Source organism: Bradyrhizobium sp. LVM 105 (genome assembly GCF_003957705.1).
Taxonomy (GTDB): Bacteria; Pseudomonadota; Alphaproteobacteria; order Rhizobiales; family Xanthobacteraceae; genus Bradyrhizobium; species Bradyrhizobium frederickii.
In genome coordinates this window covers 518,879-532,570 of sequence record NZ_QZMV01000001.1, presented here as the reverse complement: position 1 = coordinate 532,570, position 13,692 = coordinate 518,879, and the positions used below count along the sequence as shown (strand labels likewise).

General features: G+C 64.9%; 12 protein-coding genes. All 12 read right to left on the bottom strand.

Annotated elements, in window-relative coordinates; translation table 11 throughout:
* Window positions 1-20: 20 nt before the first annotated feature.
* The 12 genes from D6B98_RS02565 to D6B98_RS02510 all read right to left on the bottom strand — a co-directional run bounded on the left by D6B98_RS02565 (window position 21) and on the right by D6B98_RS02510 (window position 13,564).
* Entirely contained in the window at window positions 21-1,022 is a 1,002-nt protein-coding gene (locus D6B98_RS02565) for a Bug family tripartite tricarboxylate transporter substrate binding protein (RefSeq protein WP_126255364.1), read from the bottom strand.
* Window positions 1,023-1,126: 104 nt separating this feature from the next.
* Window positions 1,127-3,463, bottom strand: coding sequence for a mechanosensitive ion channel domain-containing protein (locus D6B98_RS02560; RefSeq protein ID WP_164718339.1), 2,337 nt, complete (start codon window positions 3,461-3,463; stop codon window positions 1,127-1,129).
* A gap of 945 nt (window positions 3,464-4,408) precedes the next feature.
* Window positions 4,409-5,359 (bottom strand): polyphosphate kinase 2 family protein, encoded by a 951-nt coding sequence (locus D6B98_RS02555; protein ID WP_126255362.1) that lies wholly within the window; start codon window positions 5,357-5,359, stop codon window positions 4,409-4,411.
* Window positions 5,319-6,338, bottom strand: coding sequence for a branched-chain amino acid ABC transporter permease (locus D6B98_RS02550; protein WP_126255361.1), 1,020 nt, complete (start codon window positions 6,336-6,338; stop codon window positions 5,319-5,321). Before D6B98_RS02550 ends, D6B98_RS02555 begins: the two co-directional genes overlap by 41 nt.
* The gene (locus D6B98_RS02545; protein ID WP_126255360.1) at window positions 6,335-7,216 is read right to left on the bottom strand and encodes a branched-chain amino acid ABC transporter permease; all 882 of its coding nucleotides are present in this window, start codon (window positions 7,214-7,216) and stop codon (window positions 6,335-6,337) included. Before D6B98_RS02545 ends, D6B98_RS02550 begins: the two co-directional genes overlap by 4 nt.
* 5 nt (window positions 7,217-7,221) lie before the next feature.
* Entirely contained in the window at window positions 7,222-7,926 is a 705-nt protein-coding gene (locus tag D6B98_RS02540) for an ABC transporter ATP-binding protein (RefSeq protein ID WP_126255359.1), read from the bottom strand.
* A complete protein-coding gene (locus D6B98_RS02535) occupies window positions 7,926-8,696 on the bottom strand; it encodes an ABC transporter ATP-binding protein (protein WP_126255358.1) in 771 nt (256 codons plus the stop codon). Before D6B98_RS02535 ends, D6B98_RS02540 begins: the two co-directional genes overlap by 1 nt.
* Before the next feature lie 15 nt (window positions 8,697-8,711).
* Complete coding sequence (locus tag D6B98_RS02530) at window positions 8,712-10,022, bottom strand: ABC transporter substrate-binding protein (protein ID WP_126255357.1); 1,311 nt, start codon at window positions 10,020-10,022, stop codon at window positions 8,712-8,714.
* Window positions 10,023-10,115: 93 nt separating this feature from the next.
* A complete protein-coding gene (locus D6B98_RS02525) occupies window positions 10,116-10,820 on the bottom strand; it encodes an NUDIX hydrolase (RefSeq protein WP_126255356.1) in 705 nt (234 codons plus the stop codon).
* A 21-nt stretch (window positions 10,821-10,841) separates the two neighbouring features.
* Window positions 10,842-11,867 carry an ABC transporter substrate-binding protein gene (locus D6B98_RS02520; RefSeq protein WP_164718338.1) on the bottom strand — a complete coding sequence of 342 codons (1,026 nt, stop codon included), beginning with the start codon at window positions 11,865-11,867 and terminating at the stop codon, window positions 10,842-10,844.
* A 90-nt stretch (window positions 11,868-11,957) separates the two neighbouring features.
* Window positions 11,958-12,746: an ABC transporter permease gene (locus D6B98_RS02515; protein ID WP_126255355.1), complete on the bottom strand. Its 789-nt coding sequence runs from the start codon at window positions 12,744-12,746 to the stop codon at window positions 11,958-11,960.
* On the bottom strand, window positions 12,746-13,564 hold the full coding sequence (locus tag D6B98_RS02510) for an ABC transporter ATP-binding protein (protein ID WP_126255354.1): 819 nt from the start codon (window positions 13,562-13,564) through the stop codon (window positions 12,746-12,748). The genes D6B98_RS02515 and D6B98_RS02510 overlap by 1 nt, the downstream gene beginning before the upstream one ends.
* Window positions 13,565-13,692: the final 128 nt, after the last annotated feature.

Sequence of the window (13,692 nt, the reverse complement as noted above, 5' to 3'; positions counted from 1 at the left end):
GCTTGTGGCGCCGCGCGCAGCTATTCCGCCTTGATGTTGGCCGCCTTCACGATCGGCCACCATTTCTCGGTCTCGGCCTGCTGAAAAGCCGCGAGCGCCGCGGGCGTCTGCTGGTCGGGCGGTGGTATCTCCTGCCCCAATTCGGCAAAGCGCCGCTTGACCGCGGCCTCGGCAAGCACGGCGACGACGGCTGCGTTGAGCTTGGCGACGATCTCCTTCGGCGTGTTCTTCGGTGCCCAGATGCCGTGCCAATAGGAAATATAGAGCCCCGGCAGGCCCGCCTCGTCGACGGTCGGAATGTCGGGAGCGGAGGCAAGCCTGGTCGGCGATGTCACGGCGAACGCCTTGATCGCGCCGCTCTTGACGTGTGCCAGCGAGTTCGCCGCCTGGTCGAACATGATGTCGATCTGCCCGGCGACGAGATCGATCATGGCGGGCCCTGCACCGCGATAGGGCACGAACTGGAAGTCGGTGCCGGTCTTGTCCTTGAAGAAGACGGCGGCGACGTGGGCTCCTGTGCCCGCCCCTGAGGTCCCCGCGGTGGCCTTGCCGGAATTGGCCTTCAGCCAGGCGATCAGCCCCTTGAGATCGTTCGCCTCGAGCGACGTCCGGCCGACGATGAGTTGCGTGCCCATCGCGATCATTGCGACCGGTTCGAAATCGCTCACGACGTCATAAGGCAGCTTGAGGATCGCGCCGTTCAGCACATGCGTGCCCCAATGACCGATCGTGATCGTGGTGCCGTCAGGTGTCGCGCGGGCGACGCGGGCGCCGGCAATGCTGCCCGAGGCACCGGCGACGTTCTCGACCACGACATTGGTGCGCAGCTCGGCGGCAATCCGCTCCGACAGGATCCGCGCCAGCGTATCGGTCGGGCCGCCCGCCGCGAACGGCACGATGAGCGTGATCGGACGCGACGGAAACGGCTGGGCGTTGGCTTGGGCAGACCAGGCCGCACATCCCATCAACGCGCCCACGACGATCGCAACGCCGCGCAATCCGGCCCACAACAGCCCCCGCATTGTTCTCTCCCAGTCTCTTGCCGCCCGCATGTTGGCAGCGGGCTGGAGGCGGAGTGAACGCTGCCGGCCGGACGGAGGCAAGCCGGAAATTTCCGCAGGAGCGACTAACCCGCGGCCCGCCGCGGCGTCAGATTGGCCGCGGCATCTGCCGGCGGCGCGATATGCATCAGGATGGTCTGGGTGGCGGATGCGACGTCGATGCCGTGCTGCTGGAAGCGGAGCTTCATGCGGCGGTTGAATTCGCGCTGGACCGGCCAGCGCCCGGCCTCGGTGCAGCGGATCTGGCCGACGATCGACACCATGGCGCCGTCCACCTTGTCGATGCCCCACAGCTCAAGGTCGCCGCGGATCAGCGCGCGGAATTCGGGTTCGCGGCGCATCTCGTCGACGATGTCCTTGAGGATCTGGCCGGCACGGTCGGTGTCTTCCTTGTAGGCGACGTTGACGCTGACCGAGGCGTTGCCGGCGCCGCGGCTGGCATTGGTGATGGTCGTGACCGCGCTGAACGGCACGATGTGCACCGCGCCGTCGCCCGCGCGCAGGCGGATGGTGCGGATCGAGACGTTCTCGACGACGCCCGAGAGCCCGGAGACGCTGACATTGTCGCCGACCTGCACCGTGTTCTCCAGCAGCAGGAACAGGCCGGTGATGAGGTCCTGCACCAGCTTCTGCGAACCGAAGCCGATGGCGATGCCGACGATGCCGGCGCCTGCCAGCAGCGGCGCGACATTGACGCCGATCTCGCTCAGCGTGGTGAGGCCGACGATCGTGGCGATCAGGCAGAGCAGCGCGGTGCGCAGCATCGGCTGAAAGGTGCGCAGGCGCGCGGCGCGGGCATAGTGCCCATCGCGCGACAGCGTGTTGATCTGGCGGTCCAGCAGCGCGTTGCTGGCTTCCCAGATCGCGGCCGCGATGAACACGGCGAGGCCGATCGTCACCAGGGCGGAAATCAGCCGGCTGCCGATCTGGCCGCCGTAGAACCAGACGATGGCGTCCACGCCCCAGACTTCGAGCACCGCCACCAAGCCGATGAAGACGATCGCGCCGGAAACGATCTTGCGCAGCAGCGGCAGGTAGCGGTTGGCGCGGATCTCGAGGCCCGGAAAGCGCTGGAGAATTTCCGGCTGGATGCGGAAGCCGCGGTCGATCAGGCTCAGCGTCAGCATAACGGCGACGCGCGTGATCACGGCGACCGCGATGGTGCCGACGAAATATTGCAGCAGCAGCGAATAGCCGTTGCGGATGTTGAGCGCCCACACCGCCCACAGCGCGAGATCCAGTGCGATGGCAAGATAATGCCAGCCGCCGGCGACACGGTTACGCAGGCGGGCCGCGATCCCCTGCCGGTCGGCCGGCGCGCGGATGGCCTCGGCGACCTGGCGGCGGCATTGCAGGATGATGACGACGACGAAGAGGTGGACGATCAGCATCACCATGCGCAGCAGCGCGGCATAGCCGGCGCGGTGCAGACCGAGCAGCAGCGCGACATTGGCAAAGGCGATGCCGGAGACGCCGACGCCGACGATGCGGCGCGCCCAGATCTCGACATAGGCCGCCGTCTCGGCGCGCACCGGAAACAGGCCGAACGGTCCTGCCAGCGCCCGAACCACGCAGATGAGTCCGCGCGAGAACGCGTAGGCATTGACGACGGCGAGGATCACGAGGCGGACCGTGGTGGGCTGGCCGATCTCGGTGCCGAGCAGCGCCGTCGCGACGCCCACGAAGGCGACAACGGGAAGCAGTTCGAGGACGAGGCGGCCGAGCACGGGGGGCAGCCGCAGCATGATCTGCCAGACGCGCGCAAGGCTGTGGCGGCGCTTGTGCAGCTCGGGCGCCGGGGTTACATCGGCGACCGACGACGGCGGATCGGCAATCGGCAGGGCCTGCGCCGGCAGATGCGCGGTTTGCGGCACGCGTCCCTCCAGGAACGCAACCGGGCGCCGGATCAGGCGGAACAGCACCCATTCGGCCGCCAGCGCGCAACCGATCACCAATGCGAGCTTCCAGGCGATCTCGATCAGAAGGTTGTAGGCCGCGGGATCGTTGGCCGTCCGCACGATCCAGTAATAGAACGCCGGAAAATGCGTGATCGTCCGCGCCACGCTGGCGATCTCGCTCGAGATCTCGCCGATCTCCTCGGACACCGTGAGCAGGAGCTGCGCACCGAGGCCGTCGGCCGACAGCGGGATCGGCGACTTCTGCGCGGGCGCGGGCGTCGCGGGCTGCTGCGGACCGGACGCATTGGCGATCGCGCGCAGCGTATCGATCATCTGTGCGCGTTTCTGGTCGTCCTGGAGCGTCTCAAGCGCTCGCCTGGCCTCCTCGGACGACAACGCGGCGGCATTGGTCGACGCGGGCTGAGCCTGCTCGGCGCGAACGCTGGGGAAGGAGAATGCGAGGAAGAGAACGGCGAGGAATGCCTGGGCAAGCTTGTGCGACACGAGGATTCCCTGAAAAAAAGCATGCGCCGGCGGCGTCGGGACCACCGAAACACATGCGTCATGTCGGATCGTCGTTATTCGCCTCCAGCCTGTGTCGGAAGTTGGCCTTCGAGGCGACATTCTCTTGGCATTTGTCGCAATGCGAAGATGGGGGAACCGAGATTGCAGTGAAGCGATGCGCGTGCCGGAATGCCACGCGAAGGAAGTCCCCGTCACTCCACAAGGCTATGGCGCTTGAGATTTTCCCCGCGGCCATCCTTCGAGACGCCCGCTTTGGGCGGGCTCCTCAGGATGAGGACGGGCGTGCGCGGCGCCAGTTTCGACGAGCTCCAATGCTGCTTAGCCTCATCCTGAGGAGGCGCGTCAGCGCCGTCTCGAAGGACGAGGCGTTCACTCGCGAAGGGGTTGCAGGCGATCATCCGTCATTCCGGGCGTCGGCCCGGAATGACGGCGAGGAGGAAGGAGGAGGAAAGCAGGACGTCAAAGGAGGCCACCGCGATCGGCCTCATCATGCCCATCCGACACGCTACTATCGTTTGGGGCTATCGATGTGATGCAAAATACAGCGCCGGGCAGGTAGGGGCTTTGCCTCACTGATGCAGCCCGCTAAACCTTGACCCGGCGTGCCGTTCGCGGTTTTTGCCGCTATGCGATAGTCCGAACGAGCTCCATCGCACTTAACGCGGCTGGATTTGCGGAGGTGGTGTCATAGACCTCCCCTTGCTCTTGAGGTGGACGTTGCGCGTCGCTTGTTTGCGACCATCGGCATGGTCCTCCTGTGACACAAAACTGTCAAGCGGGATCAGCCGGGTGAGACATCACAATCGAACCGCCGGTTCCGCAGAGCTCGGCGCGCGTCTGTTTTGCCCGACGCAGCAAATTCATTTCGCAATGATCAGCAATCCTTCCCGATGGCCATCAAGCCATTGATCTTGCTGCTGCCGGCTACTGTGCATGGGGTTGTTTTCGCGATTTTCGCATATTGTCCCTCTTTTCTTCCTGCTCCAGCGCCTTGCGCACCTCGTCGAACTCCCGCAGCGAGGCCTTGTCGGCGCGGGGAAAGCGCAGGTCGAGCTTTTCCAGCGTCGCATTGATCACCGAGCCGATCACGACGCGCGCGAACCATTTGTGGTCGGCCGGCACGACGTACCACGGCGCATGAGACGTCGCCGTGTGCCGGACGATGTCCTGGTAGACCGCCTGGTAGCGCGGCCACAGCGCGCGCTCCTCAATGTCGCCCATGGAGAATTTCCACTGCTTGGCCGGATCCTGCAGCCGGTCGAGGAAGCGCTCGCGCTGCTCGTCCTTGGAGACGTTGAGGAAGAACTTCAGCACCACGGTGCCGTTGCGGCAGAGATAGCGCTCGAAGGCCGAGATGTCCTCGAACCGCTCCTTCCAGATGTTCTTGGTGAGGAGCTTCTGCGGCAGCTTCTCCTTGGCGAGGAGCTCCGGGTGCACGCGCGTCACCAGGCACTCCTCGTAATGGGAGCGGTTGAAGATGCCGATATGGCCGCGCTCGGGCAGCGCGATCACGTGGCGCCAGAGGAAGTCGTGGTCGAGCTCCTTGCTGCTCGGTGCCTTGAACGCATGCACCTCGCAGCCCTGCGGATTGATGCCTTCGAAGATCGCCTTGATCGCGCTATCCTTGCCGCCGGCGTCCATGGCCTGGAACACGATCAGCAGCGACCAGCGGTCCTGGGCGTAGAGCTTCTCCTGAAACTCGGTCAGCCTTTTCTTGTTGGCGTCGAGAATCGCCTGCGCCGACTCCTTGTCGAGATCGCCCTTCTCGCTGGTCTTGTGATCCTTGAGATGAAACTTGCCCGAACCGTCATAGCGGAATGGCGTGATGTAGCGGTCAAGTTCCTGGGCGAGCGGCTTGGACGGCTTCTTGCTCATGAGCGCGGGGCACCTTGCGTTGCGGCTTCAGTCGGTCGAGCAGGCTACCAAGGATGCCCTTGGGAAGGAATATGATGAAAAGCACGAGCAACACGCCGTAGACGAGATTGTCCCAGCCGACCGCCTTGGTGCCGAAGCCGATGCGCAGGGTCTCGGCCAGCAGGATGGTGATGATGGCGCCGAAGGTCGGGCCGAGCGAGACGAACAGGCCGCCGACGATGGCCGCGAACACCATCTGCAGCGACACCGCGATGCCGCTGACGGTGTCGGGCGTGATGAACATCTGGTACTGGCAGTAGATCGCGCCCGCGAGCGCCGTCATCAGGGCGCTGAGCAGCGTGATCTTCAGCTTCTCCGCGGTGACATCGACGCCGGCGGCAGCCGCTGCGTCCTCGTCCTCCGAGATCGCCTCCAGCGCATAGCGGGCCATGCTGCGGTCGACCCAGTGCCAGATCACGATGCCGAACAGCCAGACCCCGAGCGCGATCAGATACCAGGTCGTCTTGTCGTCGAATTGCAGCGCCAGCAGCCTGTTGCCCGAGGTGCGGTTCGGCGTATAGCCCAGCGATCCGCCGGTGTAGTCGCGCGTCGCGGTGATGACCTGGAGCACGATGCCTGACAGCGCCAGCGTCACGAGCACGAAATAATGCCCGGTGATGCGGAAACGGAAGCAGGGATAGCCGACGATCAGCGCCAGCGCACCGGCTGCGGCCATGCTGATGGGAATGCCGATCCAGGGCGAAAGGCCCAGGTGATTCCACAGCAGCGCGGTGACATAGGCGCCGATCCCCATGAAGCCGCCGTGCCCGAGCGAGACCAGGCCGAACCGTCCCATCATCGACCAGGAGGTGTAGGCGAACGACCAGATCAGGATCAGCACCAGGATGTGCAGATGATAGGGCTCGCGATAGACGAAAGGCAGCGCGATCAGCGCCGCCAGCCCGATCCCCCATGCTGCAAACCGCCCCTGCCCCATCATCGGCGCCTCGCCAAGAGGCCCGCGGGCCGGATGAACATCATGACGATGAAGAAGGCGAAGGCAAGCACGTAGCCCCATTCGAGGTCGGAGAACAGGCCGCCGAGCGAGATGATCTCGGCAAAGACGAAGGCAGCAATGAAGCCGCCGATGAAATTGCCGAGCCCGCCGAGCACGCAAATGAGGAAGGTGATCGGCCCGAACGACAGGCCGACGAAGGGGTGCACGTCATATTGCAGCACCAGAAGGCAGGCGGCGAGCCCGGCCAGCGCGCCGCCGAGCGCGGAGGTGATGAGATAGATCCGCCTGGTGTCGACGCCCATCAGCGCCATGATCTGGCGGTCCTGCGAGATGGCGCGGATCGCGGTGCCGGTGAAGGTGCGCGTCATGAACAGGTAGACCGCGACCATGCCGACCAATGCCGCCAGGAACGACAGCAGCCTTGCATAGCTGAAATTCATGTCGCCGAAGGCGAGCACCGGCAGGCGGATGCCGAGATTGCGGAAGTCGATGCCGAAGGCGACGGTGGCAAAGCTCTGCAGCACGAACAGAACCCCGCCGGTCGCGAGCAGCTGGTTGATCGGCGGCGCGGTCAGGAGCGGCGCGATCACGAGGTAGTGCAGCGCCGCGCCAAGCACTGCGACCAGCAGGATGGTGAGCGGCGCGGCGACGAAATAGCTGAGGCCGTAAACCTGCACCATGAAGTACATGCCGTACATGCCGATCATCACGAGCTCTGCATAGCAGATCCACGTGACGTCGATGACGCCGAAGATCAGATTGAGCCCGAGCGCGAGCAGCGCCAGCACGCCGCCGAGCAGGATGCCGTTGATCACGGCCTCCAGCAGGTAGATGTCGAAGATGTCGAGGAATCCCTGCATGCCCATTACACCCCGAGATACGCTTCCTTGACCGTGTCGCTGGCGAGCATCTCGGCCGAGGTGCCGGACGCGCGGATCGAGCCGGCCTCGATCAGATAGGCGCGGTCGACCACTTTCAGCACCTGCTGCACGTTCTGCTCGACGATCAGTACCGTCAGCCCGCTGGCGCGGATCCGCTTCACCAGCTCGAACACCTGTTGCACCACGACCGGCGCGAGGCCGGCCGACGGCTCGTCGAGCAGCAGCAGCTTTGGATTGGACATCAGCGCGCGGCCGATCGCGCACATCTGCTGCTCGCCGCCGGACATGGTGCCCGCCATCTGGTGGCGCCGCTCCTTGAGGCGCGGGAACAGGTCGAACACGACCTCGAGCCGCTCGGCAAGATGACCGCGCGCTTCCTTCATGAAGGCACCCATCTTGAGATTGTCGTCGACCGTGAGCTGCGGAAACAGCCGGCGGTTCTCCGGCACATGGGCGATGCCGAGGCTGACGATCTTGTGCGAGGGCGTCGCCACGACGTCGACGCCTTCCATCCTGATCGAGCCGCGCGAAGGCCGGATCAGGCCGGAGATGACCCGCATCAAGGTGGTCTTGCCAGCGCCGTTGGGGCCGATGACGCCGACGGCTTCGCCGGCCTTGACGTCGAGGCTGACGTCGAACAGCGCCTGGAACGTACCATAGCCGGCATTGACGGCGCGGAGCTCCAGCATCAAGCGCCTCCCGCGCGGCGGCGCGCTTCAGCGGCCGCGGCCTGCGTCGTCTCGGCATCGGTGCCGAGATAGACCTCGATAACGCGCGGATCGCCCGCGACCGCGCTCGGCAGGCCTTCCGAGATCTTCTCGCCGTGATCGAGCACCATGACGCGATCGACGACGCGCATCAAGACGCCCATGATGTGCTCGACCCAGATGATGGTGATGCCAAGCTCGTCGCGGATGTTGCGCAGCATGTCGGCCGCCTGGTCCATCTCGGCGTCGTCGAGGCCGCCGAGGCTCTCGTCGGCGAGCAACAGCTTTGGCGCGGTGGCGAGCGCCTTGGCGAGCTCGAGCTTCTTCAGGCCGGCGGCGCCGAGACCATCGACGCTGGCATGGCGATCGGTCGGCAGGCCGACCATGGCGAGCGAGCGCTCGGCCGCTTCCTCGGCCTTGACGCGGCTGTGGCGGCCCTGGCCGTAAAAGCCGGCGAGCGCGACGTTCTCGAAGATGGTCAGACGGCGGAACGGACGCGGAATCTGGAAGGTCCGCCCGATGCCGCTGTTGATGATCCGGTGCGGGGCGAGGCCCGCGATCTCGGAGCCGCCGAACAGGATCGAGCCCGATGTCGGCGCCAGCGTGCCGGAGAGCATGTTGAAAATCGTGCTCTTGCCCGAGCCGTTGGGGCCGATCAGGCCGAGGATCTCGCCCTGCTCGACCCGGAACGACACGTTGTTGACGGCAGTGAAGCCGCCGAACCGCTTCACCAGCCCGCTGACTTCCAGCACCAAAGCCCTCCGCTGCTACTGGTTGCTGTAGGTGGTGCCCTTCGGCAGCGGCAGCACGGCCTCGCGCTGCGCTTGGCTCTTGGGCCACACCACGTAGGACTTGTCGTCGACGTACTGGATCACGACGGGGAACGAGCGCTCGTTCTGGCCGGCCATTGGCGAGCCCTCGCCGTGGAATTTGACGCCGAAGCCGAGCATGGTGCCGCCTTCGGGTATGTCGGTGTCGAGTGCTGCCTTGCGCAGGGAGTCGGGATCTATGCCGCCATATTTCTTGATCGCTCGCGGCAGCACTTCGGTCAGGAACAGGTAGGTGTTGGACGCCGCCATGCCGACATGAGCCGAACGGATGGCGACGCCCGGCTTGCGCTTGTCGAACTCCTCGCCAACCGCCTTGATGATCGGCGGCAGCTTAGGATCCATGCTCTTCTGGTTGGCGAGCCAGATCGAGATCGGATCGGTGTTGAAGAAGTAGTTCACATCGGCGCCCAGGCCTTCCTTCAGCTTCTCATAGACCCCGTAGCCGGCGCCATGTCCCATCAGTGCACCAAACTTCAGCCCTTGCTCGCGGGCTTGCCGGAGCAACAGGGTGATGTCGGGATTGTAGCCGGTGTGGAAGACCACATCCGGCTTGGCCCGCTTCAGCTTGGTGACCAGCGCAGACAGATCCGGGGCCGTGGCCGAATAGCCTTCCCTGAGCACGATGTTGAACCCGGCCTTCTTGGCACCGGCTTCATTGCCCTTGGCAACGTCGACGCCGTAGGCGCCGTCCTCATGGATGATGGCAACCCGCAGGTCCTTCGGATCCTTGCCGAACTTTTCCTTCGCGTTCTGCGCGATGAAGTCCATCGTCATCATGCCGAACTGATCGCCGGAGGCCTGCGGCCGAAACACGTACTTGTAGTTCTTGTTCTCCAGCACCGCGGACGAAATGCAGGTCGTGATCCACATGAACTTCTTCAGCTGCTCGACGCGCGCTGCTACCGGCACGCACTGCGCCGACGAAAAGAAGCCGAGCAGCATGTCGACCTTTTCCTGCTCGATCAAACGGATCGCTTCATTGATGGCGACGTCGGGCTTGCTCTGAGCATCGGCATAGATCGCCTCGATCTTGTAGCCCTCGACATCCTTCGCGCTGTACTGATCCAGCATGATTCTTGCGCCGGTATATTGCAGCTCCGAGCCGCCGCCGGCGAGCGGGCCAGTCAGATCATAGATGACGCCGATCTTGAGCTTCTTGTCCTGGGCCTCGGCGGACACCGCCAAGCCTGTCGCTGATATCGCGACCAACAGCCCACGTACCAAACGGGCAGCCATGCGCAGGCGCATCAAAACCTCCCTGGACGATTGTGCATTGCATTCGTCTTGATCTTGCTTGCCCCCATCACATGGGCAGAGCGCAGCGATGTCAAGCCTTGCGCATCAGCGCGAGGCCAGCTGCTGCTCGACAAAGGCCGTGACAAATCGCGGCATGGTCGGCTTCAGATCACTCATCCCGCGCACGAGATGGATGGCCGACAATTCGGGCTCGTCCTCACGGGCGAGATTGGCTTCGATCCGGGCGCGCGCCTCGTCGCCCGACATGTTCAGGTTGAGCACCTGCATCATCGCAATCGTGGGACCGCTGACGACGCAATGCCAGTCCGGCTCGGCCCGAAAGTCCGCCGCCGTCAGGCCGGTCTCCTCCTCGAGCTCGCGGACGACGCTGCCGGGAATGTCCAGCGTGCCGCCCCTGACGTCGTCGAGATCGGGCGTGCCCGACGGGAAATAGATGCGGCCCGCGTTGGCGGTGTGCGCCGCCATCTCGCCCATCACGAAGGCGCCGTCGGAGGTGCGCAGCGCGCCCATGCCGAAACCGTTGAACACGGGGACGCCGGGAAAGCCCCAGTCGCGCCAGGCGAGGAAGCTTGCGAAATCGGTCTCGAAATAGGTCGCGGCGAAATGGCCGGCCGCGAACACAGGATCGCGCCCGAGCAGGACGCGGCCGTTCCAGATCTTCGGCCGCTCGCGCTGCTTCTCGACGAAGTGCGCCGCGATCTCGTCACGACGCTCCTCGGCGAACGGCCAGACGATCGGCCGCACCGCAAGATCGAGCGTCGTGACGCGATGAATGATCGGTGACGTCATGCGGGACGACTATCGCGCCGGCTATTTGACGCTTCCCGTGGTCTTCTTGGCTTGCTCGACGAACTTGTTGGTAAAGGTCTTGCTGACGTCGATCTTGGCATTGGCCACCTCGGGCGAGCCGACGCTGAACACCGCGAGCACGGCGTCCGCACCCTTCGGGTCCATCTTGCCGGTCTCCGAGTACATCGGGATCGTGTTCTTCAGCGCGGCGAGATAGAGATCCTTGTTCTTGCCGACCGTCTCTTCCGGCATCTTCGCCATGATCTCCTCTGGCGAGTGCGAATGGATCCAGGCGAGCGTGGCGAGGATGGCATTGGTGAGCGCCTGCGCCTCCTTCTCGTGGCCGTTGATCCAGGCCACGGTCGAGTAGAGCGCGCCGCCCGGATACTCGCCGCCGAACGTCTCGAGCGTGTCCTTCTGCGTGCGGGTGTCCGAGAGGATGCGCAGATCCTTGTAGCTGCCCTGAAGCACGGTCACCGAGGGATCGAGCATCACGGCAGCGTCGATCTGGCCCTGCTGCATGGCAGCGACCGCGGTGGCGCCGAGACCGACGCCGATCACCGCGACGCTGGTGGGATCGAGCCCGTTCTTCTTGAGCATGTATTTGAGGAAGAAGTCGGTGGAGGAGCCGGGCGCACTCACGCCGACCTTCTTGCCGGCGAGATCCTTGACCGACTTGATCTCATTGGTACGCGAGGGCGCGACCACCAGCACGAGGCCGGGATAGCGGTCATAGACCACGAAGGACTGGAGTTCCTGCTTCTTGGCGGCGAGATTGACGCAATGGTCGAAATAGCCGGAGACGACGTCGGCGCTGCCGCCGAGCACGGCTTTGAGCGCATCCGAGCCGCCCTTGAGGTCCACGAGCTCGACATTGAGGCCCGCCTTCTCGTATTCGCCGAGCTGCCTGGCCAGCACCGTCGGCAGGTAGCACAGGCACGAGCCGCCGCCGACCGCGATGGTGACCTTGCTTTGCGCCTGGGCAAGCGAGACGGTGAGCGTCAGCGCGAGCAGTGCGCCGGCGAGCCTGGCAATCGTGTTCTTCATTGGTTTCCTCCGTTCGGCCGGCGGCACCATAGAGCAGCCCGGCTGGCTTGAGAAGCGCTGCTCCGGCCATTCGATCGAGACCGTCACGGCCTAGCCTCGCCCGTCCGACGCGGTCGGCCGCCACACCAACAGGCGCCGCTCCACCAGCGTCACCCCGAAGTCGATCAGGATCACGAAGGCCGAGAGCACGAACATGCCGGCGAACACGCCGGCGACGTCGAACACGCCCTCGGCCTGCTGGATCAGGTAGCCGAGCCCCGCCGCAGATCCCAGATATTCGCCGACGACCGCGCCGACCACGGCGAACCCGACCGAGGTGTGCAGCGAGGAGAACATCCAGGACAGCGCCGAGGGCCAATAGACGTGCTGCATCAGCTGCCGCTCGCTCATGCCGAGCATGCGGCCGTTGTCGAGCACGGTGCGACTGACCTCCTTGACGCCCTGATAGACGTTGAAGAAGACGATGAAGAACACCAGCGTCACGCCGAGCGCGACCTTGGACCAGATGCCGAGGCCGAGCCACAGCGCGAAGATCGGCGCCAGCACCACGCGGGGCAGTGCGTTGATCATCTTCACGTAAGGGTCGAACACCGCGGCCACCAGCGGCTGGCGCGCGAACCAGAAGCCGATCAGCACGCCGCCGAGCGAACCGATCACGAAGGCGAGGATCGATTCGGTCAAGGTGATGCCGAGATGCTTCCAGATCACGCCGGAGGCGAACCATTTCACGATCTGGCTGAAGACGTCGAGCGGGTTGGAGAAGAAGAACGGCGGCAGCAGGATCTTGCCGAACACGGGGACGGTCGACAGCACTTGCCACAGCACGATGCAGACGACCGCGACCAGGACCTGGAGCGCGAACAGCGTCGGGCGCGACATCAGACCGCCTCCGCCGCTTGCGTGGATTGCGCGTAGCCCTTCATCACCTCGTCCTTGAGCACACCCCAGATCTCGCGATGGAGCTCGTGGAACTCCTTGTCCAGCCGCACCTCGAAAATGTCGCGCGGGCGCGGCAAGCTGACGCGCCAGTCGCCGATGATGCGCGAGGACGGGCCAGCCGACATGATCACGACGCGGTCGGCGAGCGCGATTGCCTCTTCCAGATCGTGGGTCACGAACAGCACCGCCTTGCGGTCGGCGCTCCACAAATCGAGCAGCAGATTACCCATCACCTGGCGAGTCTGCGCATCGAGCGGCCCGAACGGCTCGTCCATCAGGAGGATCTTGGGATCGCGAATCAGCACCTGCGCCAGCGCCACGCGCTTGCGCTGGCCGCCGGAGAGCATGTGCGGATAGCGGCCCGCGAAGGCGCCAAGGCCGACGGAGGTCAACCATTGCTGCGCGCGCGACAGCGCTTCGGCCCGCGGCGTGCCCTTGATCTCGAGCCCGATCGCGACATTATCGAGCGCGGTTTTCCAGGGGAACAGCGCGTCGGCCTGGAACAAATAGCCGGCATCCCGGTTCAGCCCCGCCAGCGGCCGGTCGAAGATCCTGACGCTGCCGGCGGCTGGCTTCAGCAGCCCGGCCGCGACGTTGAGCAGCGTCGATTTTCCGCAGCCCGTGGGGCCGACAATGGCCACGAACTCGCCCTGCGCAACCGCAAGGTGGGCTTTCTCCACCGCCGTATAGACCCTCCCGTCCCCGAGCCGGAACGCGACCTTGGCATCTTCCAGCGCCACCGCCGTGGGCGTCGACATAGGCTTCCTCCGAATTTCGCTTGATGCCTTAGCCGCTCGCGCGGCCAAGTTCAATCAAGGCGCCAAGCGTGATACGCATGGGGCATGCCGTGCTCTGACCCTCCCCTGGAGGGGAGGACAATGACGAA